This is a genomic window from Elusimicrobiota bacterium (assembly GCA_016706425.1).
In the GTDB taxonomy this organism is placed as follows: domain Bacteria; phylum Elusimicrobiota; class Elusimicrobia; order FEN-1173; family FEN-1173; genus JADJJR01.
The window spans coordinates 2241913-2267233 of record JADJJR010000001.1 but is presented as its reverse complement, the minus strand read 5'-3'; the positions used below and the strand labels follow the sequence as shown (position 1 = coordinate 2267233).

The following is a 25321-nucleotide window of genomic DNA, read 5'->3' as shown; positions in this document are numbered from 1 at the left end:
CCGCGCGCCCCAGCGCTCCCGCCAACCCCATTCCGCGAGAGGTTTTTGGACCATCCGCTCCACCGGGGACGTCATCGGGATTTCCCCGCTTTCGCCAGGGCCAGGAACCCCAGGACCCCCGCGCCCAGCACGGCGATCACGCCGAAAAAGCGCAGGAGGCCGAGGAAAGGCCAGCTTCCCATCACCACAAGACCCGCGCCGGCGGTGAACAGGAGGGCCGCCCGCCCGAAATCCGTTCGCGTCCACCCGAGGGCGGCGGGATGGAGGTCCACCCACGTGTTCCAGGTCGCCCAGACCTTGGCGATGTCGGCGCGGCGGCGGAGGGCCGTCCGCCCCAGACGGTAGAGACCGCCCAGAAGAAGCAGAACGACGCCCAGCTTCAAGAGGCTCACCACCGCCCGGTGCAGGTTCCAAGCGTTCAACGCCACCGGCTCGTTTTCCTGCACGAGCAGTTTCGAAAAACGGAAGATTTGACCGGCGTTGGGCACCTTGAGGCGGATCGGCAGGGTTCCCGCCTCCGGCGCGGACGCGCCCGCGACCTGTTGGCGATTGACGTCGCTGAAAAAGTTCAATTCGCGCTCCACTTGCTGGGCGTAGAGGTCCTCGCTGATGTTTTGGGATTCGTCGAAATCGCTGCGGAACTGGTAAACCTTGGACTGCCGGGCCATTTCCTTCCGCGAGGCGTAATCGCTGGAACTGCGCGACACTTTTCCCAGGGATTGGAACGACGCGGCCGAGTCCGCCAGTCCGCGCAGGACGCGCCGGTTCCCTCGGAGCACCTGTTCGAGGGGTTTCAGGCCGCCGGCCTGGACTTCTTTGTCGACCGTCCCGCCGAAATACACGTAGTCGCGTTCCGTGGGCAAGTAGACGGACCAGACCAGCTGGCTGATTTTTAAATCGACGTTGGGCAGGGTCAGGGCTTGACGCCCGCCGGGCCCGCCCGCGCCCGCGTTCCGAAAGTACATGACCTCGACGTCGAAGGCCGCGAGGTTCTGGCCCTCGATGCGCGAGCGGTTCAAGGGGATCAGGGTCGCGCCGTTCGCGGCTTTCGACGGTTTCACGGGGCGTCCCTCCACGAAGGCCGACCAGACCTCCGCGCCCGCGGGCAGGCGAACCTCCAAAAACTGTTTGGCCGTGTTCTTGACCGAGAGGGTCAGGTGGGTGACGCACTTGCCGTCTTTGAGGAGCAAGGTCACGGCGTTCGCCGTGTCGATGACCGAGGAGACCACCGCGATCTCCTCGTGGCGTTGGATGTCCAGCCCCAGGCGGAAGGGGGGGCGAACGTATTTGAACGCGTCGAGGAACGTGTTTTGACCCAAGGCCGAGAGGGGGCCCGGCACTTCGCGCGGGTCGAGGCGCACCAACCCGGCGGTGTCGACGATCTTGACCTCGCCGTTGGTGGTCTTTTCGATCAACAGGTCGCCGCTCTCCCGCACGGCGCCCAGCACCTGGAACCCGTCAAAGGGGACGACCCCGCCCTTGTCCTTGAAGGCGCGCTCGACGCGGACGGTGACGCTGAATTTGCCTTTCCGCGCGTACTCAAAGGGGATGAAGAGCGTTCGGTTGTCCGCGCCGCGTTGTTTCCATTCGCCGACCGCGTCGCCGGTCACGTCCAGCAGGGTGTATCCCTCGGGAAGTTGGAGAGAGAGATTGTTGATGGTGTTTTGCAGGACGTCCAGGTCGATCCGCGCGGTGGAGCGCACCGCGTCGTCCTGAACGGACAACACGGTGTGGGGCGCGGCGTAAACCTTGGCGGGGCCCTTCGCCTGTTCGGGTTCGACGGCGTTCCAGACGATCGACAACCGGGTGGTCAGGGGCAAGCTCGCGCGCACGCGGGTGCCGCCCTCGCTCGGAAGGGTTTCGACCCCCGAGGCGCCGCTGACCCGCGCGTCGAGGTTCGGCGCGCCCAACCAGAGGTCGACTTGCGTGATGGGGGTTTCGGGGATGGCGACGTCCAAACGGTAGGGTTCCTTGTCGAGAGCGGCGGGCAGGGAAAACACCGCCTGGATCTCGTGTTCGCCGGGTTTGGGCACGGTGACATAGGTTTGGCCGCCGTCCGATTCCACGAGGGCGGGCCGCCCGTCCATCAAAATGTCCTCGAAAGCCACGCCGCCCTGGAAGAGCGGCACGCGCAAGGGCGCGTAGGAAGGGCCGTCGCTCAAAATTTGAAGGCGCAGACGGGCCGTCACGGTCGCGCCTTTTCGGGTGACGCGGCCGGTGTAAGCGGCCTTGGTGAGGAACGCGCGGGCCCCTTCGCCGGCGGGCGCGCGCATGCGGTCGAGCAGTTTTTTGAACTCTTCCCGGGAGAGGGAGACCTTGCCGTCGCGCACCTCGTGGGCCGGCGTCTCGGTCACGCCGGTCTGCTTAAGCAGGCGTTGGAACTCGTCCCAGGTCAGCAACACGTCGTCCTGGTCCAGGCGCAGAAGTTTCTCGAAGGCCCCCCAGGGCAGGCTCAATTCGCCCTGGGGACCGTCGGGCCCTTCCGCCGCGCGGAGCCCGGAAGCCCCGAGGAGCGCCAACGACAACAGGCCCCGGAACAAATTTTTCAAGTTCATGGACGGTCTCCTGTGTGAAAGAGGGACAAGACCCAGCGGAGGACGGCGACGGCGTAGGCCCCCACCGCGAGAGCGAAAAGAGGTCGGGCCACCACGGCGGTCGCAAGGGCCGCCGTCAAGGCGAGAAAGACCCATTGAAAGGGCGTGGGGTGGAAGGCCAGGGCCTTGCGCGCGGCGGTGGTTTTTTCAAGGAACCATTTCTCCCCGGCCCGCAGGGGGGCGCGGAAACGGAACACCAAGAGAACCGCGCCGAGGAACAAAAGGCCCCGGGCGAGCGCCTCCACCCCGGTGGACCAATGCCACAGGGGCAGGGCGAGGGGGCCGTCCGAGGGGGGAAGGGTTTTGGAGAAAGAGAGCCGGACGCCGGTCTCCGGCACGTTGACCCGGACGGGCAAGGCCCCCGCGGGAAGGCCCGCAACTCCCGCGCTTTGTTCGAACTCGCCGCCGACAACCGGGGCCGCCGTCGGCGGGGGTTCTTCGGTCGCGGCGGACAGACCGTCGGCTTCCCCTTCCCATTTTTCCTCGAGCGAAGCGATTTCACGGGCCCGGTCCATGCGGTTGTCCTTGTCGTCCGCGAGCGCAGCGCGAATCCGCGGGCCCGCCTCGTTCTTGAATTTTAAACCGGCCGTTTTTCCCAAAGCCGCTCCGGTGATTTGGGTCGATGGCCGGTTCACGTCCTCAAAATCATTGCCGAGGTACCGGAAGTTCCAATCGGGGGGCACGACGACATTCCATTGCAGGCGGTTGACCAGAACGTCCGGCATGGGCAACCGCAATCGTTCCCGGCCGAGGGCGGGGAGGCGGGCCCGTTCTTCGTAAACCACGATTTCCACCGGGAAGAGGCCGGCGCGTCCGCCGGCGGAGCGGATGAGTGGAATCATGGTTTTTTTATCGGGGCCGACCACGGGTTTGACCGGGGCGCCGTCCACGAACACGCTCCACAGGGCGGCCCGGTCCGGCAGGGCCAGGCCCAGGAACTGCCGGGCGGAGCTCTGCACCCACAGCGCGACGCGGTGGACGCGTTTGCCGTCGGGGCGGATCACCGTGGTGCCGTCCACCCGATCGACGAAGGTCATGGGCACGTTGACGACGGCGTGCCGCGACAGCGTCAGCGCCAGCGACAGGGGCCCGCCGAGGTGTTGGTAGCCGTAGACCAGGCGGTCGCCCCGCGCGACGAGATCGACCGGCAACTCGCGGAAAGGGTCTTTGGGTTCAAGTCCGCCGACGACCGGGGCGGGCAGTTCCACGTCGCTTTTCAACTCCACACCGAGGTGTCCCCGCTGGCGTTGGGCGCCCAGGACGGTCAGGCCCGTGTACGTGGTGGTCGATTTTTCCCCGGGCAGCACGCGTTCCAGGGTCACGAAAAAGTCGACGCGTCCCTTGCGGGCGGATTTAAGGGACACGGCCAGCCGGGCGGGGTCGGCGCGCTCCTGCCAATCCTTGACGGCCTCTCCGTGCACGTCCAAGACGGCGAAGCCCGCCGGGGGGACGAGGAGCGTTTCGTTGATCGTGTTTTGCAGGACGTCCAGGGCGACGTGGACGGTGGCGCGGACCGCGTCTTCTTCGACGGACAAAAGATGATCGACGACGGCGTAGACCTGCGCCGGGCCCTTGGCCCGGTCGGGGGCGAGCGGGTTCCAGGTCATGCTGACCCAGTCCGTGGGGGGGAGGAGCGCCCGCACCCGCGTGCCGCCGGGCGCCGCCGACAACTCCCGGTGGAGCGCCCCGGGGACGGCGATGTCCAGGTTCGGCTCCGGCACCTCGAAAATCCATTCGGTGATGGGGGTGTTCGCCAGGGCGAGGCCCAGGGTTTGTCCCGCGGTCGCGTCCGGCACCGGCACGGTGAAACGAAGGTCCAGCCGGTGCGCGCCGGCGTCCGTCAGTGTGATATAAAGGCGTCCGTTCCGGACGGCCGCGAGAGCGGGTTTGCCGTCGAGGAAAATCGTTTGAAAGGCCGCTTGGGCGGGAAAGGCGTCCCAGGCGATGGGTTTCGCCGGTTTTTCCGGGACCTCCACATGGAGGGACGCTTCCACCACGGCGCTGTTTTTAAGGAGACGGCCGCGGTACACCGCCTTGGGGGCGAACACCGTGGCCGCGGGTTCCGCCGGCGGGATCAAGGATTGAATGAGGCGCGTGAACTCCGCCCGGGACAGAACCACGTCGCCGTCCGCCACCACGTGGGCGGGCGGATTCTTGCGGCTGGTGCGTTTGATCAAAGCGTCGAATTCCTCCGCGCTCAAGCGCACGCGGTCCTGGTCGATGCGAAGGACGTTTTTCAGCGCCTCCCAGGGCAAACGGAGGCGCGCTTGATCCGGTTTTTCGGCGGCGAGGAGGGGGGCCGCGAGGAGCCAGGCCCCCAGCAGGGCGGGGAGTCGTTTCATTCCCGTAAGAATAGCGGGAGGACGGGTGCGGATCAAGGCCTTTTTGTCCATAAGGCTTTGGACACCGGGGGCGCGGAAAAGTTCTTACTTTTTAATGAACCGGACAGGGCCGTCGCGGCGGGGGACGACCCGCAGGTGGTAAGGCTGGGTCAATACCGTGATTGGCATGGAATCCGCGGCCGGCCGGATTTCCCGGTGAATGACCACCCAACCCGGTCCCGCGGGGGCCACGGACAGGATGTCCACGGCGTAACCGCCCGACGGACGCGTGCCGAGGAAGATCCCGACGACCATGGATTCCGCGAAGTCGATGGAAGGCGCGGGCGGGGGCGGGACGCGGTTCGCGGCGTGTTCGGCCCACAACCGGCGCCAGGCCTCTTCCGAACGCACGGCCACTTCGCGGAACTCCGCGACCCCGCTGTCGTCCCCGCGCATGTCCGGAAGCGCGAAAGCCGATTTCTTCAGGTTCGGGGCCGCCGAAACCGCGCGATCCCGGCCGATGTCTTTATCGCTCATGGATCCCCCGCGCGCGCGGGCGCCGAATTCCTTTGTGCTCACGGGCGCCGCCCTCCGGATCCCGCCGCTTAACGCAACCCCTTCGGTCGTGGACTGTGCCCCATCGTCCTTCGCTTGGGCCACGCTCCCTGCCGCGGCGTCGAGGAGGGCCGGGGGAGCGATTCGCTCGGCCTCGACGTCCGTCCGGCGCGCGCCCACCCGGTTTTCGAGAATCTTGGATTCCTCCCGAGGAGGTTCCATCGCGCGTTCGGCCTTCTCTTTGAGGATGCGCTTGGGGGTTTTTTCAAAACGGAGGTCCTCGGAATCGGCAAACCCCAGGGACGACGGGGGCGTGGACGACGGCGTGGGGAAGTTTTTTCTTCGGGGGGACTCTTGGTGGATCACCAAAACCATCAAGACCGCCGTGGCCACGGCGCCGAAGGCCGAGGGGGCGATGACCCACCAATTCGTCCGGGCGCGGGGTCTTTGAAGGACCCGCAACACGCGTTGTTCAAAACCCGTCGGCACCGTGGGGGACGGCAACGCGCGCACCCAGGCTTGGGTTTGCTTCAAAGCGGCCAATTCCCCTCGAAGGACCGGGGAATTCGCCAGGGCCTTTTCAACGGCCGCGCGATCGTCCGGGGAGAGGGCGTCGTCCAGATAGGCCGACAGCTGTTCGTTGGAAATGTCGTTCATGGTTTTTCACCCAAAAAAGGAGCCAACCGCGCTTTGACCGCTTGCCGCGCCCGGGCGATCCGGGATTTGACCGTGCCGAGCGGCACCCCGAGAAGTTCGGCGATTTCCTCGTAGGACTTGTCTTCCATTTCCCGCAGGACCAAAGCGGCCCGTTCCTCCGGGTGCAAGCCGGCGATGGCGTCCCGCACCCACCGCCGGCGTTCCGACGCCTCCGCCGGGGCGTCGGTGACGTCCCGGGGATCGGCGATGTCCAAGGGCTTGGGGTCGCCGTCGTCCCGGTCGCCGCCGCCGAAAAACGGTATGTGCTTCCAAAACGCGCGGCGTTTTTCGTAGCGCACGCGGTTCTTCCACAGGTTCACGCAGATGCGGTAAGCCCAGGACCCGAAATCGGCGTCCCCGCGGAACTGGTCGAAGCGCCGGTAGGCGGCGATAAACGTTTCCTGCGCCAGGTCTTCGCCGTCGACGGGATTGCCGCAAAGGCGCAGGGCCAGGCCGAATATTTTCGGGGAATGGCGTCGCACGAGTTCCACAAAGTCCTCCGGAGACTTGGACACGGGATCGGGCGGAAAGTTCTCCACGCAAAAATCTTACCAAAGAACTTCGTATAATGACGGTTTTCCAAACCCAACCGAGGAGAAGAAACATGGGAACATTGATTTTGGTGCGCCACGGGCAGTCGCAATGGAACCTGGAGAACCGGTTCACGGGGTGGGTCGACGTGCCCCTGACGCCCCAGGGCGAAAGCGAGGCGCGCCGCGCGGGGGAGCATCTAAAGGGTTACCAATTCACCCGGGCCTTTGCCTCGGTCCTGCAGCGCGCCCAGCGCACGCTGGGCTTGATCCTCGAGGTCACCCAGCAAAAAAACGTGCCGGTCATTAAGGACAAGGCTCTCAACGAGCGTCACTACGGGGCCCTTCAGGGGCTCGATAAAAAGGAAACGGCGCGGAAGTACGGCGACGAGCAGGTGAAAATATGGCGGCGCAGTTACGACGTGCCTCCCCCGACCGACAAGACGGACATGAACCCCGAGGGCATCGCCGAAAGCCTCAAGGACACGGCCGCCCGGACCCTGCCTTACTTCTACAGCGACATCCTCCCGCACGTGAAGAAGGGCGAAACCGTGTTGGTGGCGGCCCACGGAAACAGCCTGCGCTCCATCGTGATGGATCTGGACAAGCTCACGAAGGAGCAGGTCCTGGAATTGAACCTCGACACGGGCGTGCCGATCGTTTACGAAATCGACGACCGCGGGCACGTCGTGTCGAAAAAGATTTTGAACTAGTTTTTGTTGGCGTTGTAGACCGCGACGGCGTCGGCCATCCACTTTTGGAGGTTGGTCACCCGCGTGTCGTGGTGGGGGTGGGTGGAAAGGAATTCGGGGGGCGCGCCGCCCTGGGACGCCGCGTCCATGCGTCGCCAAAAGGCCACGGCTTCCCGGGGGTCGTAGCCGGCCTTGGCCATGTAGATCAGACCGATGCGGTCGGCTTCCGATTCCTGTTTTCGGCCGAAGGGCAAAACGGCGCCGACGGTGGCGCCGAGGCCGAAGGCCTGCATGGCGAGCGCCTGGGTTTGGGCCGGTTTGTTGCGCATGGCGATGGACAGGGACTCCTGGCCCAGGGACAGCAGCAGGCCCTGGCTCATGCGTTCCGCCCCGTGTTTGGCGATGGCGTGGGCGATTTCGTGGCCGAGGACGACGGCCAATCCGGCCTCCGATTGGGTGATGGGCAAAATGCCCGAATAAACGGCCACTTTGCCGCCGGGCAAGCAAAAAGCGTTGGGGGTTTTGGGGTTCTCAATCAGGTTGTACTCCCAGGCGAAGTCCGGCCGGTCGGAGACTTTGGCGATCCGTTCGCCCACGCGCCGGACCATCGCGACCGCCGCCGTGTTCGTGGAGAGCTTGGCCGTCTTAAGGATTTGCTGGTAGGATTGAAGGCCCAGGGTCATCTCTTCCGACTCGGGCACGATGTTGAAAGACATCCGGTTCGTGACCGGAACCTTGGGGCAGGCGATCAGCAGCGGCGCCGCCAGAAGGAAGAGCGCGTGGGATTTTTTCATTTCACCGCTATTATATAAAAGGAGGCGCGAACGTGATCGGGGAAATCACCGCTTGGATTTTGGACGCCCTGCGGGCCCACGGGGGCTGGAGCGTCTTCATCGGGGTCTTAATCGAGCAGGTGATCGTGCCCATTCCGTCGCCGGCCATCATCATGGGGGCCGGGTTCATCCTGATCCCCGAGACGGCGACCTGGGGGGCGGCTTTCGCGCGGGCGTCGTTGCTCATCGTTCTGCCGGGGGTGGTCGCCTCGGCCGTGGGCGCCTGGGGGACTTACTTCATCGCGCGCTGGGGCGGCCGGGCCCTGGTGGATCGGTTTCAAAATTACTTGGGCTTCACCTGGGCCGACATCGAAAGCGTCGGCGCGCACTTCACCAAGCGCGGGGAGGAAATCTCCCTGTTCGCTCTGCGGGCGGTGCCGATCGTGCCTTTGTCATTGATCTCCGCGGCGGCGGGCATTTTGGAAATTCCCTTTCGGATTTTTATCGTGTGGACCGTGCTGGGGACCATCCCCCGCTGTTACCTGCTGGCCTTTTTGGGGTGGCAAATGGGCAGCCGCGCTTTGAACTTTTCAAAAGGCGTGGACCGGTTTGAATCGTTGATTTCGTTGACGATGGTGGGCGGCGTGGTGTTGGCGATCCTCTACCTGCGCCGTCGGGTGCGGAAGAAAATCGTTAAGGGTCCGTAAAGAAATAACCGGCCTATTTCCGAGGAGCCCAGGTGGGGGGAGTTCAAGGAACACCGAGGGAGCGATGCGGTGCCATCGTAACCGAGGAGTGACGCGGAAATTTCCCCGCACGGGCTCCTCCCTACGGGCCGAAGGCCTTCGGCCCGCCCTTTGCCAAATTCCCCTTACAGGCACACCCGCCTGCGCGGGGAACTTTGCTTCGGCTCGGCACGAATCCCCTCGGCGGAAATGGGCCAGTTATTTCTTTGCGGACCCTAAAGCCGGCTGAAAAAGGCTTCCATTTCCCGGGCGGTACGCTCCACGCTGACCTGGGGGGTGACGGCCAGGGACGCTCGGATGAGCCGCGCCCGTTGGGCGGGGTCTTGGTAAGCCGCCGAGAATTTCTCCAGCGCGGTCAAAAAGGAGTCCACGTCCGGCTGGCCGTTGGTGTAGGTTACGGTGAACCCGTTGGCCCGCGCCGGTTCCGATGCCGCGTCGAAAACGGATTCGGGCACGGCCCCGTCGGGGTTCGCGATCACCGCGGCGCCGTTCATCTGGGCTTTCATGAACCCCGTGGCCGAGGCCTCCCGCCCGTCGTCCGACAACATGATCGACGCGTCCGCGCCGTGGAACAGGCGGGGGGCCTCCCACACGTTGTAGTTGTTCAAAAAAACCACCCGCTCGCCCAACGCCTCGTCGTGGTTTAAATCCTCCACCAATTCGTAGACCATTTTTTCCGACGCGTTGTCCCGCTGGTACACCCGCCCCCCCACGATCAGCACCACGTTGGCGTCCAGAAACCGCTTCCGCCGGGCGGGATCGTCGAAGATTTTATCGAGGATGTCCAATCGCTTGTAGCTTGTGATGCGTCGCGTCCAAAGGAGGATCGGCAGGGTCCGGACTTTGTTGGCCCAATGGGGCCAGAGCATGGCGCGACGCCAGAACCAGTCGAGGAATTCCGCCTTCAAATCCTCTTTGGCCTTGAGCAGGTCGCCGTCGGAGATTTGGTCCGCCAGATGGAACACGCGTTCCTGCCAATAAGGGGTGTGCACGCCGTTGGTGATGTGCTGGATCTTCCCGGCGTAGGGCTTGAGCGACGGCATGGCCCGCATGACCCGGGCGTGCTTTTCGGCCACGCCGAAAACGCCTTCCGCCTCGGCGACCAGGGCCTGGGTGACGTCGATTTTGCCGTCCTTCAGGTAGGGGCCGTAAAAGGCCGGGTTCATTTTGGTCTGGTCGAGCACGGATTGGGGCCAAATGGGGTGCGCGTATTCGAGCGGCGTGTGGTCGTTGAAAACACAGCGGCTTTCGGCGAAGAACGGGTCCTTGGCGTGGACGTCCGCCGCGATCCGGGGGTGGGCGAACAGCGTGGGGGTTTCGCTCAAGACGATCACGTCCGGGGAAAACCCCACGTGTTTGGCGAGGGCCAGGGCGCCCCGGCCCACAACCCAGCTGTGTTTGAGGCGCTGCCGTTCCGCCCAATCGTTGGGGTTGGGGGTCTTGGGCGGCGCGTCCTCGGCGCACGGGTAGACCACGTCGGTGATTTCGGGGCAATCCAGGAAGTAAACCGTGGCTTTCCCGTAATCGGCCTTCCACACTTTGACGTCGACAATGGATTCGTCGAAGAGGGGCAATTTAAGGACGACGCCCGTGTCCGTGAGGACGCCGCGCAGGTATTGGCCCGCGGCCACCCGCTCGATGAAAAGGTGGTTCCAGTCGTGCCAGCCCTGGCTCCAGACGGTGTTGTAGAGGAGCGACACCCCCGCGACGGGCACGCCCCGGTCGGCCAGGGCGACGATGCGTTCGCGGAGCAATGGCCCGATGCCGCCCACCGAGGTGGACATGGCCGCGATTTGGGCGGCGGCGGGTCCGAATTTCTCATCAATGTCGTCGAGGATTTCGGGCGTCAGCGCCATTTCCATGGCGACTTCGAGGACCCGTTGTTTCGTCGAGGAGGACGCGGCGTTCATGGGAAACGTACTATACCAATTTCGGGAAGTGCTAAAATGGCCGCATCCCATTGTTCGCGAGGCGTCCATGAAAACCCGTCTTGAAAAAGATTCTCTCGGCACCAAAGAAGTCCCCGCCGACGCGCTGTTTGGCATCCAAACCCTGCGCGCGGTCGAAAACTTTCCCGTGAGCGGTTGGCGGTTCTCCCGGTCCTTCATCCGCGCCCTGGCGCTCATCAAGAAGGCCGCCGCCCAGGTCAACTTGGAGCGGGGGGGTCTGGAGGCCAAAAGCGGGGCGGCCATTGTCCAGGCCGCCCGGGAAGTCGCCGAGGGGAAATGGGACGATCAATTCCCGGTCGACATCTTCCAAACCGGTTCCGGCACGTCCACCAACATGAACGCCAACGAGGTGATCGCCAGCCGGGCCAACGAAATTTTGGGCGGCGCCCGCGGCGCCAAGAGCCCCGTTCACCCCAACGACCACGTGAACAAGGGGCAGTCTTCCAACGACGTGATCCCCTCGGCCATCCATGTGGCCGCGCTGGAGTCCTTGGTAAAAGATGTGATTCCGGCGTTGGAAATCCTCGGCGCCGCCCTGCGGGAGAAGGCCGCGGCTTTCGACGCCATTTTGAAAATCGGCCGCACCCATCTGCAGGACGCCGTGCCCATGCGGTTGGGGCAGGAATTCGGCGGGTACGCCAGCCAGATCGCCCACGGCGTCCAGCGTCTTAAGAACGTCCAACCCCATTTGGCGGAGCTGGCGTTGGGGGGCACGGCCGTGGGAACAGGGCTCAACGCGAACCCGGCTTTCATCGATGGAGTTATCGCAAATCTCGGCGCGGAAACCGGTTTGCCTTTTGTGGGCGCGCCCTCCCGCTTTGAGGCTCTCGCCGCGCGCGACGCCTGCGTCGAGGCGAGCGGTGCTCTGAAAACGGTGGCCGTGTCCCTCATGAAAATAGCCAACGACATCCGCTGGTTGTCATCGGGGCCGCGCTGCGGCATCGGGGAGATCGAAATTCCCTCGTTGCAACCGGGCAGTTCCATCATGCCCGGCAAGGTCAACCCCGTCATTCCCGAGGCCGTTTGCATGGCGGCGGCGCAGGTGATCGGCGCCGACGTCGCGATCACGATCGGCGGCCAGTCGGGAAATTTTGAGCTCAACGTCATGAAACCCATGATCGCCCACAACTTGCTGACCTCCATGACGATCGTGGCCAACGTCGCGCGGCTCTTCGCGGAGAAGTGCGTCAAAGGCATCAAGGCCAACAAGGACATCGCCGAAGGGTTCATCGAAAAAAGTTTGGCCATGTGCACCGCGCTCGCGCCCAAACTGGGTTACGACAAAGCGGCCGAAATCGCCAAGGAAGCCTACGCCACGGGCAAGACCGTCCGCCAGGTCGCCCTGGAGAAAAAACTGTTGAACGAAAAGGAACTGGCGACGGTGTTGGACGCGCGGGCCATGACCGAGCCGGGCATGACCTTGGAGGGCGCGGGGGGATAATTCTTGCCGGCGTGGTATAATTAAGTCTGAGTTTCATTCGGGAGGATGTCATGAGCGCGAGTTTTTTGACGCGGCAGGGTTACGAAAAGTTGCGGGACGAACTGGGGCGCATGAAAGAACGGCGCGCCCAGCTGGCCGTTGAAATCGGCGAGGCCCGGGAGAAGGGCGACCTGAAAGAAAACGCCGAATACCACGCCGCCAAAGAAGAACAAGCCAAAGTCCAGCACCGGATGAACGAGCTGGAACAGAAACTCCGATCCGCGCAGATCATCGACGAAAAAAACGTCCAGGCCGGGGAGATCCGCATCGGGGCCACCGCCCACTTGAAGAACGCCAAAACCGGCGAAGAGGTGGTCTACACCCTGGTGGACGCGGCCGAGGCCGATTTTTCCAAAGGCTGGATTTCCGTGCAGTCCCCGGTGGCCCAGGCCCTCCTGGGGCACAAAGAAGGCCAGACGGTGACCGTGCGCCTGGCGTCCGGGCCCATTCAATACGATGTGGCCCGCGTGACCCGTTTGAAATAAGGTGTTGAGCCCGCGCTTGTCCCGTTGTATAATCCACGCGCCATGACCGAAAACAAGGAAGTTCACGCCGCCAAGGGCCTCGAAGACGTGGTCGTCGGTCCGTCCACGATCACCTTCCTGGACGGCCTCCAAGGCCGCATGATCTACCGCGGTTACAGCGCGGTGGACCTGTCCACGCAAGTCACTTTTGAAGAGGTCGCCTACCTGTTGTGGGAGGGCGACCTGCCCAACCGGGCCATGCTCGCCCCCTTTGCAAAGGCCTTCGCCGACGCCCGCGCTTTGCCGCCGGCGGTGTTGGATTTGATGGCGAAGTTTCCCAAAACGGCCCACCCCATGGATGTCTTGCGCACGGGCGTGAGCCTGCTGGCGCTGACGGACCCCGACGTGGCCGTGCACACCCCCGAGGCCGTGCGCCGCAAGGCCATCCGCCTCGTCGCCCGCATCACCACCCTGGCCGCCGCCTGGGACCGCCTCCGCAAGGGGCAATCGCCCATCGCGCCGGACCCCGCGCTGGGCCATTCCGCCAATTTCCTCTACATGGTCACCGGCCAGAAACCCGACGCCGTGAGCGTCGAGGCCATGGACATGTACCTGACGCTGTTGGCCGATCACGACCTGAACGCCTCGACCTTCACCGCCCGGGTGGTGACCTCCACGCTCTCGGACATCTATTCCGCCGTGACCGCCGCCATCGGCGCCTTGAAAGGCCCGCTGCACGGCGGCGCCAACGAGAAAGCGATGGAAATGTTTTTGGAGATCGGCGACCCGGCCAAGGCCGACGCCTGGATTGAGAAAGCCATCGCCGAAAAACGGAAAATCATGGGCTTCGGCCACCGGGTGTACAAAGTGGACGATCCCCGCTCGACCCCGTTGCGCGCCATGTCGCACCGGTTGTCCCAGGTCAAGGGCGACATGCGTTGGTACAACATCTCTCTCAAGGTGGCCGAGGCGGTCCACCGGGCGAAGAACATCTACACCAACGTGGATTTTTATTCGGCCTCGGTCCTTTATTTGCTCGGCATTCCCATCGATCTCTTCACGACCGTGTTCGCCGCCTCCCGCGTCGCGGGCTGGTGCGCCCACGTCTTCGAGCAGTTGGCCGACAACCGCCTCATCCGCCCCCGCACCGAATACGCGGGGCCGGCGCTGCGCTCCATTGTTCCCCTGGCCCAACGGCCCTAAAGTTTCCCTCTTCGACGGCGCGTCAACGCCGCCTCACCGATCATGCCCCTGACCCGCCCCTGGAGGCGCGTCGGGGCGGCGCTCTTTTGGATGTCCCTCGGCGCGGCCGTGGCGTTGAACGGCCGCGCGCTGTTTCGCGGGGACCGGGCTCCCGGACCCGCCGTCAGGGATGTCGCGACGACCGGCGACGGCCCCTGGTCCGTGGTCGACGCGGACCGGCTGGCTTCCGTCGCTGTCACGGGCGTCGTGGACGGGGACACGTTGGAAATTCTTTGGGAGGGGCGACCCACCTTTCTTCGGTATTACGGCGTCAACACCCCGGAACGCGACCGTCCCTGTTATGAGGAAGCGCGGGAACGCAACCGGGCTTTGACGATCGACGGTGTGCGTCTGGCTTTCGACGAACGGCGGCAAGACAAACACGGCCGGTTGTTGGCCTATGTGTTCACGCCCGACGGACGCAGCGTCGACGCGGCCCTGGTCCACGAGGGGTTGGGGAAAGCCTGGCGCCGGGACGGCGCCTGGCGGGACCGGTTGGCCGCCCTCGAGGACCGCGCCCGTCTGGAGCGCCGCGGCTGTTTGTGGGTGGGGGGCCGGTGAAACTGTTCGTGGATGACCTTCGCCCCCCGCCCCCCGGTTGGCGACTCGCCCGCACGGTGGAAGAGGCCCGGCGGTGCCTGGACGCGGAACCCGTCGAAGAAGTGAGTTTGGATTACTTCATCGGGAACGGCGAAGGCGGGACCTTCCTGCCCGTGGCCCGGTACATCGCCGGTCTGGCCCCCGAACGCCGCCCCAAGCGGGTGCGCTTGCACACCGCTTCCGACGCGGGCGCGGCGCGCCTGGCGGCCGTTCTCGAAGGCGTCGTGGAAATCGAAAGGATCTGACATGGCCTGGGTTTTTCTTTTCATCGCGGGTTTGTTCGAGGTCCAATGGGCGGTCTGCCTCAAATTCGCCCAGGGGTTCACACGGCCGTGGCCGTCGGTCTTCAGCGTGGTCGGCATGGTGTTCAGCGTGGTGTTCCTCGCGCGCGCGCTCAAATCAATTCCCCTGGGCACGGGCTACGCGGTCTGGACGGGCATCGGCGCCCTGGGCACGGCGATCGCCGGCATGCTCCTCTTTCACGAACCGCGCGCGGTCGCCCGCCTCGTGTCCATGGGATTGATCGTGGCGGGCATCGTGGGGCTTAAGCTGGTGACGAAATAATGCTGGCCCGGGTCCAAAGCGCCGCCGTCGCCGGGATCGACGGTTTTCTTGTGCAGGTCGAGGTGGATTTGTCCCCCGGCCTGCCGGTTTTTTCCACGGTGGGCCTGCCCGACGCGGCGGTGCGGGAATCCAAGGACCGCGTGGTGGCGGCGGTGCGGAATTCGGGTTTCGATTTTCCGGTTCGGCGGGTCACGGTCAATTTGTCGCCCGCCGATGTTAAAAAAGAAGGCACGGCTTTTGATCTGCCCATCGCCCTCGGGGTCTTGGCCGCGGAGGAGAGACTGCCCGGGGCCGCGCTGTCCGCCGTGGTGGCCGTGGGGGAACTGGCCCTGGACGGCCGTCTGCGCCCGGTGCGGGGGGTGTTGCCCATCGCGCTCGCGGCGAAAAAGGCGGGGGCGGGGGCGCTCCTGTTGCCCGCGGGCAACGCCGCCGAAGCGGCCCTGGTGGTGGGGTTGACGGTGGTGCCCGTCACGAGTCTGGAGGACGCCGTGGCCCATTTGCGCGGGGAGCGCGCGCCGACGGCGGTGGTTCCTGCGGTGTCCGCGCCCGCATCCACCGGGGGCGGTGATTTCGCCGACGTGCGCGGCCAAATGTTCGCCAAACGCGCCTTGGAAGTCGCGGCGGCGGGCGGCCACAACGTTCTCTTGATGGGCCCGCCCGGCGCCGGGAAAACCATGCTCGCCCGGCGGTTCGCGGACCTGCTCCCGCCTCTGTCTTTCGAGGAGGCCCTGGAGTCCCGCAAAATCCACTCGGTGGCGGGCCTTGGGACGCCCCCGGCCCTGGGGCAGCGGCCGTTCCGCTCCCCCCACCACACCATTTCCAACATCGCGCTCATCGGCGGGGGCAGCACCCCGCGCCCCGGCGAGGTGTCCCTGGCGCACAACGGGGTTCTGTTTTTGGATGAGTTCCCGGAGTTTGATCGACAGGTTTTGGAAGTGTTGCGCCAGCCGTTGGAGGAGGGGTTTGTGACGGTGTCGCGGGCGGCGGGGTCGGTGACATTTCCGGCGCGGTTCGTGCTGGTGGCCGCCATGAACCCTTGTCCCTGCGGGTACGCCGGCCACCCCGACCGCGAATGCGTTTGCACGCCCTTCGCCGTGCAGAAATACCGGGCCAAGATATCGGGGCCGCTTTTGGACCGCATTGATTTGCACGTGGAGGTCCCGGCCCTGCGGGTGGCGGAATTGACCGAAGAGGCGCCCGCGGCGGAGCCCTCGGCCGCGGTGGGCGCGCGGGTGGCCGCGGCGCGCGCTCGGCAAGCCGAAAGGTTTGGGCCGGAGGGACCGCGCACCAACGCGGTCATGGGGCCGAAGGAGATAAAAACCCACATCCGTCCATCGGAGGGGGCCCGGACCCTTTTGAAGGCGGCCGTCTCCCGCTTGGGCTTGTCGGCCCGGTCCTACGATCGCGTCTTAAAGGTCGCGCGCACGATCGCCGACTTGGCGGGGGCGGCCGATGTCGGCGAGGACCACGTCGCCGAAGCCGTGGGCTACCGGACCCTCGACCGTCCGCCCGTCAACGACCGCTCGATTTCCATTTGATGTTGCAACCGGCGCTCGGCCGCTGGGGTTCGAGCGCGGGGCGGCCGGCCAGGGCGGCGTCGAGGGCGGCGCGCAGGTCCCGGCCGGTGACCGGTTTCCCGTTGCCCGGCCGGCTGTCGTCCAGTTGCCCCCGGTAGACCAGCTGCCGGTTGGCGTCGTAAACGAAAAAATCGGGTGTGCAGGCCGCGCCGAAGGCCTTGGCCACGGCCTGACTGTCGTCGTAAAGGTAGGGGAACGCGAATCCCTGCTCGCTTGCCTGTCGCCGAAGGCCCACCGGGCCGTCGTCCGGGTATTGCGCGGCGTCGTTGGCGCTGATGGCCACCACCGCGACCCCCCGCGCGGCGTATTCCCGTCCGATCCGCGCCAGCTCCGCCTGCACGTGGACCACGTAGGGGCAGTGTCGGCAGAGGAACATGACGAGGAGGACGTCTTTGTTTTTAAAAGATTCCAAGGACAATGGCTGTCCGCTGGAGACGTCGGGAAGATGAAAAGTCGGGCACGGGGTGCCGAGGGGCACCATGGTGGAGGGGGTGAGGGCCATAACAACTCCTTTGGGACGACGGAAGGTGTTCAAAAGAGTCGCCCGCGGGAACATCCTACAAAGATTTCGGCCCGGCAATCGACGGACCCGTCGAATTGTAAATTTTTTGTAAACAATGACGTGGATCATAATTGCTTATGTCAGGATCAGCTACAAAGTAACAAAGTTATTTTCATCTTCAATCACAAGATCGCGCGACGAACTTGGACCATTCCAGGGGAGAACTATGAGACCATTCAAAGCCAAACTTCTCAGCACCGCGTTGTGCGGCGCTCTCGGCGGGGGTGTGTTCGCCGCCACGGCGTTCGCCGAGGAAGCGGCCAAGGCGGAGTTCGTGGGCGCCAGCGTGTGCGCCAACTGCCACGGCGAACAGGTGGACGGTTTCAAAAACGCCAAGCACGGCATCGCCTTGCCCAAATTCAAAGGTTTGGAATTTGAAAAGTCCTGCGAAACCTGCCACGGGGCCGGTTCCCTCCACGTGGAAGCGGGGGGCGACAAGACCCTGCCGGCCTTCGCGACGGTCTCGAACCCGAAAAAATTGTCCGGCCGCGACGGCTCGGCCACCTGTTTGAAATGCCACGCCGACGCCGGGCGGTCCCACTGGGACGGCGGGGCCCACGACCGGGCCAACGTGTCCTGCGCCGCCTGCCACAGCGTGCACAAGGCCCAGGCCAAGCACGGTGAGTTGGTCAAAAAAACTGAAGCCGAAACCTGTTACCAATGCCACCGGGACATCAAATCCCAGATGCGGCGCTCGGCGCACATGCCGGTGGAGGAGGGCAAGATGGCCTGTTCCTCCTGCCACGATGTGCACGGCGGTCCGACGCCGAAACAGCTGAAGGCGGCGAGCGTCAACCAGTTGTGCTACTCCTGCCACCAGGACAAACGCGGTCCCTTTGTCTGGGAACACGCGCCTGTGCGCGAGAACTGCTTGAACTGCCATTCCCCGCACGGTTCGCACCACGACAAAATGCTGGTGGGCAAGCAACCTTTCCTGTGCCAGCGCTGCCACGCCTACACCCGGCACCCCGGCACGCTGTACGACGCCACCAACGTGAAGAACCAGCGCAGCCAGATCTTCGCCCAATCCTGCTACGAGTGCCATTCGAACATTCACGGTTCGAACCACCCGGCCGGCAAGGCGTTAGCGCGATAACCCCGAGGAGATGCCCCTATGAAAAGAATCCACACCCTGGTCGCGGCGGCCTTCCTGGCGGGAGTCTTCGGCGCGGCCCCGCTCGCGGCGGAGACGAATCAATCGGTTGAAGTCGGCCTGCAGGACGTCAGCCAAAACCAGGCCGAGGCGAAGTTTGAGGAGTACAAAGACGTCCCCCAGGGTTTGGTGTTCGAGGAATACGCCCTGGACGTCAACGCGGCCAACTACGACCTCGACGTGAAATTGGAAAACCTGTTTCAAGACGACCAGTCGGCGGCCTTGGACTACAACCGCAAAGGGAAATTGTGGTTCAAAGCCGGTTGGGATCAGGCCCCCCACCGCTGGGGGGAATCGGCGTTCAGTTTCTTTGACCAAACCGCCCCCGGCGTGTACGCGATCGATGACGCGATGCAGAGCTTTTTCCAGGCGAACCCCGGATCGGCGACGTGGTGGAACAACATCAGCACCTTCACCGACCGCGCCCGCGCGGTTCCCCTCGAAGCCCGGGCGGACACCCTGTCCCTCAACCTCGGCGGCGCTCTGTCGGAAGGGTGGAGCGTGGACTTCAACTTCTCCCAACAAGAAAAACACGGGAACCAATTGCTCCCCGTGGCTTTGGGCCGGAGTTTCGCCCTCGAGTTGGCCAAGGAAGTGGATCAAACCGTTTACGATTCCGGCGTCGCCCTCAATTACGCCTCCGAGAAGACCACCCTGGCGCTCTCCTACGGCATGAACGTCTATGAGAACGCCATCAACACCCTCGTTTGGGACAACCCCAAACGCCTGACCGACGCGGTCGGCGACGCCAGCCGCGGCGATGGCGCCGCCCAAGGCCGGTATTCGAACGCGCCCGACAACTTGGCGCACAACACCCGCCTGTCGGCCTCGGTTCAACTGCCGGCGCGCTCGCGGTTCGTGGCGGACATCAGCGCGACCCGCATGACCCAGGACGAGGACCTGTTGCCCTATTCGATCAACTCGGCGCTCAGCGCCGGGGCCGGGTTCGATGTGACCAACTCCTCCAACCTGCCGGCCAATTCGGCGGGGACGGAGATGACGCTCTGGACGCAAAATTACCAACTTTCCAACCGACTACTTAAAAATGTGGCGTTGGGCGTGCGGGCCCGTTCGGAACAGTTGGGGAACGATTCCGATGAGATCCTCTTCACGGGTCACACGGTTTTGGACCAAACCTGGTCCGGCACGGACGAAGAGACGATTCAGTTTGGTTACCGCAAATTGAATCTCGGCGCCTACGCGGACTGGAACTTGACGCCCTACATGGGGTTGGGCGTGGAGTACGCGCACGAAACCACCGACCGCCTGCACCGGGAATACGAGGAAACCAAAGAGCCCACCTGGACCGGCCGGTTGACCTACAATTCACCGTCCTGGTTCCGGCTTCGCGGCCGCGTGATCCACGCCGAACGCTACGCGGATGGCTTCGACATGGAACATTACATGAGCAACCCCACGACCTGGATCGAGAACCCCGGCATCCGGCGCTACGACATCGCCGCCCGCAACCGCAACGCCGGCGACCTCCAAATGACCGCCTGGGGCGGTCCCCTCACGGTCACGTTGAACGGTTCCTTCACCCAGGACCGGTTCAAACCCGGCGATGGCGATTTGTACATTGCCACGACGGCCATTTCGGCGACCAACCAGAACCTCCAATTCGGTCTCTTGTCTTCCCGGGTGGTGAACGGCGGAGCGGACTTCGGCTGGGACATTACCGAGAACGCGGACCTGTCGACCTACTATCAGATGTCTTTGGTGCGCAACGTTCAACGCCAAAACCAGAACACCGGCGGCACGGTCTCGCAGAACGTCGCCGACAACTACACCCTCTGGACGATCGATCGGTACGACGCCGTGGGGGTGGGGTTGAACACCGCCTTGACGGATCGGACGGGTCTGCGGTTGGGTTACGACCTGGCCTTTTCCCGGGGCGCCTTCGAGTACAAAGAACTGGGATCGGCCGTGGCCACCAAACAGTCCCTCCCCGATACCCGCACGTCCAAACAAGATTACTCGGTCAAAGCCGATTACAAGGCCTCCAAGGACGTGTCCCTCACCTTGGGCTATCTCTTCGAAATCTACAACATCACGGATTTCGCCACCGATGACATGCCTCTGGCCACGGGGCGCTTGGAAGCCCAGACCAACCTCACCTTGGGCGACACCAGCGAGGACTATAAAGCCCACGTGGTGAGCCTGATGATGAAGTACAAATGGTAAGCTGAACAACCGATCCATCGATTCCCGGACGCCCCCCTTGCCTTTGGGTAAGGGGGGCGTTTTTTTTGGCCATTTGATTTATCGTCTAAAACTCGCTAAAATGACCCGCACGCCTTCGGCAGGACCCCCTTTCGCACAGGTGGCAGAGCGGTCAAATGCACCAGACTGTAAATCTGGCGGGCCTCGCCCTTCGTAGGTTCGAATCCTACCCTGTGCAGATTTTTTCGGCGGCGTGATGCCCCCGGTAAAATTCGGGGGCGTCGGATTATTTGGCCCCGCACCGATTTTGAAGTCAACTTTCTTTTAAGGAGAGCTCTCATGATGAGCGATGTGCAAGACGAAATGACCATGGCGGAATTGTTGAACGAATCCGCCCCCCAATCCCGTTCCGGTTCCCTCGTGACGGCCCATGTCGTGGAAGTGTCCGCGACGGGCGTCCTGGTGGATGTCGGTTTGAAAGTGGAAGGTTTTATCCCCATCGCGGAATTTCGCGGCGCGGCGAAGCAGCCCGTCGTGGGCGACAGTTTCCCCGCGCTCATCAAGCGGGTCGCCGGCCCGGAGGGGCACCCGCTGGTTTCCTTTAAGGAAGCCCGGGACCGATCCCACATGACCCACGTCATCCAGGCGCGGGACACGGGCCACGCGTTGGAAGGCACCGTGGTTCGATCCGTGAAAGGGGGATTGATTGTGGATGTGGGCATGGAGGCCTTCTTGCCCGCGTCGCAGGTGGATCGACGTCCCGTGAAAGACCTGCAGGCCTGGGTCGGGCAGAAGATACAGGTTCAGGTGATTGAAATGGACGCCGGCAAAGGGAACGTGGTCGTGTCCCGGCGAAAAATTTTGGACAAAGCGGCCGCGCAAAAACGGGACGAAACGCTCAAAAACCTCCAGGTCGGCGGCGTGCACAAGGGCACGGTGACGAGCCTGACCGGTTTCGGCGCCTTCGTCGACATCGGCGGCGTTGAAGGCCTCCTGCGCATCACCGACGTGTCTTGGGGGTGGGTGGGGAAACTGTCCGACGCTCTGAAGGTCGGCCAGGAAATCGACGTCAAAGTGCTCAAGTTTGATCCCGCCACCGGTAAAATCGGCCTCGGGCGCAAGCAATTGCTTCCCAAGCCGTGGGATTCCATCGACACCAAATGCCCCGTCGGGTCCATTCAAAAGGGCAAGGTCTCCAGCATCGCGGACTTCGGGGCCTTTGTGGAAATCGAGCCCGGCATCGAGGGTTTGATTCACCAATCGGAATTTTCCTGGAAGGACCGGGGCGTCAAACCCAAGGACGTGTTGAAGGTGGGGGACGAAACGTACGTTTACATTCTGTCGATCAACAAGGCCGATGAAAAAATGGCCCTCAGCCTCAAGCGCGCGGGGGAAAACCCCTGGGTGGAGGCCGCCCAACAGTACCGTCCCGGCACCAAGGTGAAGGGGGTGGTGACGAACACCCTGCCCGTCGGGGCTTTCGTCCGCTTGCCCAGCGGGATTGAAGGCATGATCCGCCTCGCGGACCTGTCGTGGACGAAAACCCCGCAACACCCGAAGGAATTCCTGTCGGTCGGCCAAGAGGTGGAGGCGGTGGTTTTGGAAGTGAATCCCACGACGGAAAAAATGAATTTGGGCCTCAAACAGATGACGGAGGACCCTTTCGCGGCCTTCGCGGCCAACGCCGTTGTGGAAGCCAAGGTGGTCCGTTTGGCCGACCACGGGGCCTACTTGGAGTTGGCGCCCGACATCGAGGGGTACGTTCACGTCAGCGAGATCCCCTCCGAAGAACGTCTGAAACATCCGTCGGAAGTCCTGACGGTGGGCGAAACGGTCACCGCTTTGGTGATCAAAAACGACCGCAAAAAACGACGGATCGACTTGTCCATCAGCAAGCACGAAAAACGGGAGGAGCGCCGGTTGTTGAAACAGTACCGGGCGACCCCCGGCGGCGTGTCCTTGGGCGACGTGACCGATTGGGGCGCCGCCGAAAACCCCGCGGGCACCGAAACGGCTTCGACCGGCGAACCGGCTTCCTAAGGACTCCGGCGTGAGCGGCGCCCCGCGACGGCCCTTTCCCGTTTTTGACGTTTTGGCGGGTGCGCTGGCCGCGGCGGGGGTCGTCGCGGTGGCCTTTGTCGGACGGATTTACGGGCCGCCGCCCGTCCCGTTTTTCCCGCGCACGCCCGACGAATTCAAAACCGGCGCGCCCCTGGACGCCGACGAGTTGACCGCCCGCACCGCCTTGCGGGCCCTCCCCGAAAACATCGAAGCGATGGTGGACTTGGGCATCGTCCTTTACCAGCGCGGTCCGGACCGTTATCTGAACAAAGACGCCGCCCTCGACGCGCCCTGGGACATGGGGGCCCTCCAGCTTTTGGAGCGGGCCCGCCATTTGGGTTCCCTCGATGAACGGACATTTTTCTACTTGGCGTCCATGTACGAAGCCAAGGGTCTGCCCACCGACGCCGCCGACAATTACGAGCGGCATTTGCGGCTGCACACCGACGACGTGGAAACCCGACTGCGGCTGGGCAACCTTTATTATCGCCTGGAGGATTTTGACAAAAGCGCCGCCGCTTACCGTGGCGTTTTGGCGTCCCGGCCGGGGGACCCCCTGGTGTCCTACAACCTGGCCCTGGTCCTGCGCGACAAGAAATCCTGGACCGACGGCTTGGAAGCTTTGCGCCCGTTCACGCAAAACGCCCGGCCGCTGCCTTCCGGGGGGCACAAGCTGTTGGGGGATTTGTGGCGGGGCGCAGGGAACCCGACCGCGGCTGTTGAGAATTACGGAAAGGAAATGGAGGCGTCCGGGGAAAGCGTGGAGCTTCTGGCCGCCCTCGCCCAGGCCCGGGAGGATTTGAAGGAGAACGACGCGGCCATCGCCGCCTGGGAGCGGGTGTTGGTGTTGGACAAAGACCACCGGGACGCCCGGTCCCGCCTGCGGCGCCTTAAAAAACCTTCCCGACGGTAGAAATCACCCCGCCGGCGCCGGGAGGGTGAACCAAAACTGGGCGCCCTTCCCCACGCCCTCCGACGCCACGCCGATCTCCCCGTTGTGCGCGGTGATGATTTCCCGAGCGATCGTCAAACCCAAACCCAAGCCTTCCTTTTTGCTCGCGTGCGATTCCACTTGGAAGAACTGCTCGAAAACCCGCTCCAACGCCTCCGGGGGAATGCCCTCGCCGGTGTCGCTGACGGTGACGCGGACGGCCGCGCCCTCCCGGGCGGCGCGCACGGCGACGCGTCCGTCCTCCGGGGTGTGCTTGAACGCGTTGCCGATCAGGTTCGTTAACACCTGGTCGATCCGGCGTTTGTCGATGAGAAGCGGGGGCAAGGCGGTGTCCGTCGTCACCTCGAAACGGACTTTCCGTTGATTGGCCAAGGGGACCAGGCGTGATTGCACCGCCGCCAGCAGCTCCCCCAGGTCCGACAGGGCCCGCTCCACGCGCAGTTTTCCCGATTGGATGCTCACCACGTCCATCAAGTCGTTGATTAAATTTCCCAATTGGTCCGACTGGGAAATGATAATTTTGAGAAATTGCGTCAGGGACTCGGGGCCCATATCGGGTTTTTGGAGAATGAGTTGGGCGTAACCGCGGATGGACGTGAGGGGCGAGCGAAGGTCGTGGGTCACGATCGAGAAAAATTTGGATTTGAACTCGTTCAGCTGGGCCAATTCGCGGTTGGTCTTCTGAAGCGTGTCCACCAACCGCTGGTTTTCCGTCAACAGCCGGTATTGCTCCAGGGCGTTGGCCACCGACCGCTTCAGGTGGTTGGAATCGATGGGTTTGATCATGTAGTCGTACACGTCGGCCTGAATGGCCTTGACGGCCATGTCGAGGGACGCGTGCGCCGTCATGAGGATGACCTTGAGGTTCGGAGCGGCCCGTCGCAGCTCCTTGGACAACGCCAAGCCGGTCATGTCGCCCAATTGGTAATCCAAAAGGGCGACGTGGTATTCTTCGTTGCGCGCGATGTGGAGCGCGGCCGTCCCCGTGGCCACCCCGTCGACGTGGTAGCCCTCTTCGGAAATCACGTCCACGAGCAGGTCCAACAGGTGGGGTTCGTCGTCCACCACCAGGATGCGTCCGGTTTTGCTCATCGCCATAACCTAAAGGGTAATGGGAAACGGCCCTTTCGGCAAGGGGCAGTTGGCCGGTTTGTCGCATGATGAGGGAAGTCCTTGACGCGGGGGGGTTGGGGGTCTATAATTCATTGAACTCTTATCGTCGGGGAAAACACCGGCGCATTACAAAACCGCACCGCGCGAGGTTTCTCATGGCCGCCAAAATCCTGATTGCCGAAGACGACGCGAACATTTTGGGCTTGTTGTCCGTATTCTTGAGCGGGCTGGGTTACGAAGTCAGCCTCGCCCGGGACGGCCAGGAGGCGCTGGACATGGCGGGGCAAGTAAAGCCGGATTTGCTGATCGCCGACATCATGATGCCCCGCATGAACGGTTTCAAGCTCGTGAACACCCTCGCCATGGACCGGCACGACATTCCCATGCCGAAAGTGATCATGCTGACCTCCCTGGCGGACCAGGAAAACATCAACCGCGGTTTGAGCGTCGGCGCCGACGTCTACATCCCCAAGCCTTTTAACCTGGAGGACGTGGCCGCGCGGATCAAGGAATTGTTGGGCGAAAAAGCCTGAC

22 protein-coding genes and 1 tRNA gene are annotated in these 25321 nt (G+C 63.7%); 15 read left to right on the top strand and 8 right to left on the bottom strand.

Going from position 1 to position 25321, the window contains the following annotated elements; all coding sequences use genetic code 11:
• Window positions 1–71: 71 nt before the first annotated feature.
• The 4 genes from IPI56_09305 to IPI56_09290 all read right to left on the bottom strand — a co-directional run bounded on the left by IPI56_09305 (window position 72) and on the right by IPI56_09290 (window position 6657).
• The gene (locus tag IPI56_09305; GenBank protein MBK7545921.1) at window positions 72–2555 is read right to left on the bottom strand and encodes a hypothetical protein; all 2484 of its coding nucleotides are present in this window, start codon (window positions 2553–2555) and stop codon (window positions 72–74) included.
• The gene (locus IPI56_09300; protein ID MBK7545920.1) at window positions 2552–4936 is read right to left on the bottom strand and encodes a hypothetical protein; all 2385 of its coding nucleotides are present in this window, start codon (window positions 4934–4936) and stop codon (window positions 2552–2554) included. The genes IPI56_09305 and IPI56_09300 overlap by 4 nt, the downstream gene beginning before the upstream one ends.
• A gap of 84 nt (window positions 4937–5020) precedes the next feature.
• Window positions 5021–6127, bottom strand: coding sequence for a protease complex subunit PrcB family protein (locus IPI56_09295; protein ID MBK7545919.1), 1107 nt, complete (start codon window positions 6125–6127; stop codon window positions 5021–5023).
• A complete protein-coding gene (locus tag IPI56_09290) occupies window positions 6124–6657 on the bottom strand; it encodes a sigma-70 family RNA polymerase sigma factor (protein MBK7545918.1) in 534 nt (177 codons plus the stop codon). Before IPI56_09290 ends, IPI56_09295 begins: the two co-directional genes overlap by 4 nt.
• Before the next feature lie 113 nt (window positions 6658–6770).
• Here IPI56_09290 and IPI56_09285 point away from each other — a divergent pair, with 113 nt between their 5' ends.
• A complete protein-coding gene (locus tag IPI56_09285) occupies window positions 6771–7409 on the top strand; it encodes a 2,3-diphosphoglycerate-dependent phosphoglycerate mutase (GenBank protein MBK7545917.1) in 639 nt (212 codons plus the stop codon).
• Here the strand turns inward: IPI56_09285 and IPI56_09280 are convergent.
• Complete coding sequence (locus IPI56_09280) at window positions 7406–8182, bottom strand: M48 family metallopeptidase (protein ID MBK7545916.1); 777 nt, start codon at window positions 8180–8182, stop codon at window positions 7406–7408. The two genes, IPI56_09285 and IPI56_09280, sit on opposite strands and share 4 nt — an antisense overlap.
• A 32-nt stretch (window positions 8183–8214) precedes the next feature.
• On the opposite strand from IPI56_09280, the gene IPI56_09275 reads away from it, so the two are divergent.
• Window positions 8215–8868: a VTT domain-containing protein gene (locus IPI56_09275; GenBank protein MBK7545915.1), complete on the top strand. Its 654-nt coding sequence runs from the start codon at window positions 8215–8217 to the stop codon at window positions 8866–8868.
• A gap of 254 nt (window positions 8869–9122) precedes the next feature.
• Here the strand turns inward: IPI56_09275 and IPI56_09270 are convergent, their stop codons facing one another.
• On the bottom strand, window positions 9123–10817 hold the full coding sequence (locus IPI56_09270; protein ID MBK7545914.1) for a glycogen/starch/alpha-glucan phosphorylase: 1695 nt from the start codon (window positions 10815–10817) through the stop codon (window positions 9123–9125).
• A 67-nt stretch (window positions 10818–10884) separates the two neighbouring features.
• On the opposite strand from IPI56_09270, the gene IPI56_09265 reads away from it, so the two are divergent.
• From IPI56_09265 to IPI56_09235, 7 genes are read left to right on the top strand one after another with little or no spacing between them, the layout of a single operon-like run.
• Entirely contained in the window at window positions 10885–12297 is a 1413-nt protein-coding gene (locus IPI56_09265) for a class II fumarate hydratase (GenBank protein MBK7545913.1), read from the top strand.
• A gap of 50 nt (window positions 12298–12347) precedes the next feature.
• Window positions 12348–12821, top strand: a complete 474-nt coding sequence (gene greA / locus IPI56_09260) for a transcription elongation factor GreA (protein ID MBK7545912.1) — start codon at window positions 12348–12350, stop codon at window positions 12819–12821.
• 42 nt (window positions 12822–12863) lie between these two features.
• Window positions 12864–14003, top strand: a complete 1140-nt coding sequence (locus tag IPI56_09255; GenBank protein ID MBK7545911.1) for a citrate synthase — start codon at window positions 12864–12866, stop codon at window positions 14001–14003.
• 42 nt (window positions 14004–14045) lie between these two features.
• Entirely contained in the window at window positions 14046–14603 is a 558-nt protein-coding gene (locus tag IPI56_09250) for a thermonuclease family protein (protein MBK7545910.1), read from the top strand.
• Window positions 14600–14887, top strand: a complete 288-nt coding sequence (locus tag IPI56_09245) for a hypothetical protein (GenBank protein MBK7545909.1) — start codon at window positions 14600–14602, stop codon at window positions 14885–14887. The genes IPI56_09250 and IPI56_09245 overlap by 4 nt, the downstream gene beginning before the upstream one ends.
• Before the next feature lies 1 nt (window position 14888).
• On the top strand, window positions 14889–15206 hold the full coding sequence (gene sugE / locus IPI56_09240) for a quaternary ammonium compound efflux SMR transporter SugE (GenBank protein MBK7545908.1): 318 nt from the start codon (window positions 14889–14891) through the stop codon (window positions 15204–15206).
• Window positions 15206–16744 (top strand): YifB family Mg chelatase-like AAA ATPase, encoded by a 1539-nt coding sequence (locus tag IPI56_09235; protein MBK7545907.1) that lies wholly within the window; start codon window positions 15206–15208, stop codon window positions 16742–16744. Before sugE ends, IPI56_09235 begins: the two co-directional genes overlap by 1 nt.
• Here IPI56_09235 and IPI56_09230 read toward each other — a convergent pair.
• On the bottom strand, window positions 16719–17285 hold the full coding sequence (locus IPI56_09230) for a thioredoxin family protein (protein ID MBK7545906.1): 567 nt from the start codon (window positions 17283–17285) through the stop codon (window positions 16719–16721). The genes IPI56_09235 and IPI56_09230 overlap by 26 nt on opposite strands.
• Before the next feature lie 226 nt (window positions 17286–17511).
• Between IPI56_09230 and IPI56_09225 the strand changes: the two genes are divergently transcribed.
• The 5 genes from IPI56_09225 to IPI56_09205 all read left to right on the top strand — a co-directional run bounded on the left by IPI56_09225 (window position 17512) and on the right by IPI56_09205 (window position 23635).
• Entirely contained in the window at window positions 17512–18441 is a 930-nt protein-coding gene (locus IPI56_09225; GenBank protein ID MBK7545905.1) for a DmsE family decaheme c-type cytochrome, read from the top strand.
• Window positions 18442–18459: 18 nt separating this feature from the next.
• Window positions 18460–20682 carry an MtrB/PioB family outer membrane beta-barrel protein gene (locus tag IPI56_09220; protein ID MBK7545904.1) on the top strand — a complete coding sequence of 741 codons (2223 nt, stop codon included), beginning with the start codon at window positions 18460–18462 and terminating at the stop codon, window positions 20680–20682.
• A 133-nt stretch (window positions 20683–20815) separates the two neighbouring features.
• Window positions 20816–20899, top strand: a tRNA-Tyr gene (locus IPI56_09215).
• A 101-nt stretch (window positions 20900–21000) separates the two neighbouring features.
• On the top strand, window positions 21001–22701 hold the full coding sequence (locus IPI56_09210; GenBank protein MBK7545903.1) for a 30S ribosomal protein S1: 1701 nt from the start codon (window positions 21001–21003) through the stop codon (window positions 22699–22701).
• 10 nt (window positions 22702–22711) lie between these two features.
• Window positions 22712–23635: a tetratricopeptide repeat protein gene (locus IPI56_09205; protein MBK7545902.1), complete on the top strand. Its 924-nt coding sequence runs from the start codon at window positions 22712–22714 to the stop codon at window positions 23633–23635.
• Between the two features lie 3 nt (window positions 23636–23638).
• On the opposite strand, the gene IPI56_09200 is transcribed toward IPI56_09205, so the two are convergent.
• Window positions 23639–24766, bottom strand: coding sequence for a response regulator (locus tag IPI56_09200; protein MBK7545901.1), 1128 nt, complete (start codon window positions 24764–24766; stop codon window positions 23639–23641).
• 176 nt (window positions 24767–24942) lie between these two features.
• On the opposite strand from IPI56_09200, the gene IPI56_09195 reads away from it, so the two are divergent.
• Complete coding sequence (locus IPI56_09195) at window positions 24943–25320, top strand: response regulator (protein ID MBK7545900.1); 378 nt, start codon at window positions 24943–24945, stop codon at window positions 25318–25320.
• Window position 25321 lies beyond the last annotated feature (1 nt).

Coding starts and splice junctions, on each gene's coding strand:
- IPI56_09270 (MBK7545914.1), bottom strand. CDS start 10,817: ATGAACGCCGCGTCCTCCTCGACGAAACAACGGGTCCTCGAAGTCGCC.
- IPI56_09265 (MBK7545913.1), top strand. CDS start 10,885: ATGAAAACCCGTCTTGAAAAAGATTCTCTCGGCACCAAAGAAGTCCCC.
- IPI56_09220 (MBK7545904.1), top strand. CDS start 18,460: ATGAAAAGAATCCACACCCTGGTCGCGGCGGCCTTCCTGGCGGGAGTC.
- IPI56_09300 (MBK7545920.1), bottom strand. CDS start 4,936: ATGAAACGACTCCCCGCCCTGCTGGGGGCCTGGCTCCTCGCGGCCCCC.
- IPI56_09200 (MBK7545901.1), bottom strand. CDS start 24,766: ATGAGCAAAACCGGACGCATCCTGGTGGTGGACGACGAACCCCACCTG.
- IPI56_09250 (MBK7545910.1), top strand. CDS start 14,046: ATGCCCCTGACCCGCCCCTGGAGGCGCGTCGGGGCGGCGCTCTTTTGG.
- IPI56_09255 (MBK7545911.1), top strand. CDS start 12,864: ATGACCGAAAACAAGGAAGTTCACGCCGCCAAGGGCCTCGAAGACGTG.
- IPI56_09195 (MBK7545900.1), top strand. CDS start 24,943: ATGGCCGCCAAAATCCTGATTGCCGAAGACGACGCGAACATTTTGGGC.
- IPI56_09295 (MBK7545919.1), bottom strand. CDS start 6,127: ATGAACGACATTTCCAACGAACAGCTGTCGGCCTATCTGGACGACGCC.
- IPI56_09230 (MBK7545906.1), bottom strand. CDS start 17,285: ATGGCCCTCACCCCCTCCACCATGGTGCCCCTCGGCACCCCGTGCCCG.
- IPI56_09285 (MBK7545917.1), top strand. CDS start 6,771: ATGGGAACATTGATTTTGGTGCGCCACGGGCAGTCGCAATGGAACCTG.
- sugE (MBK7545908.1), top strand. CDS start 14,889: ATGGCCTGGGTTTTTCTTTTCATCGCGGGTTTGTTCGAGGTCCAATGG.
- IPI56_09210 (MBK7545903.1), top strand. CDS start 21,001: ATGATGAGCGATGTGCAAGACGAAATGACCATGGCGGAATTGTTGAAC.
- IPI56_09225 (MBK7545905.1), top strand. CDS start 17,512: ATGAGACCATTCAAAGCCAAACTTCTCAGCACCGCGTTGTGCGGCGCT.
- IPI56_09280 (MBK7545916.1), bottom strand. CDS start 8,182: ATGAAAAAATCCCACGCGCTCTTCCTTCTGGCGGCGCCGCTGCTGATC.
- IPI56_09305 (MBK7545921.1), bottom strand. CDS start 2,555: ATGAACTTGAAAAATTTGTTCCGGGGCCTGTTGTCGTTGGCGCTCCTC.
- greA (MBK7545912.1), top strand. CDS start 12,348: ATGAGCGCGAGTTTTTTGACGCGGCAGGGTTACGAAAAGTTGCGGGAC.
- IPI56_09235 (MBK7545907.1), top strand. CDS start 15,206: ATGCTGGCCCGGGTCCAAAGCGCCGCCGTCGCCGGGATCGACGGTTTT.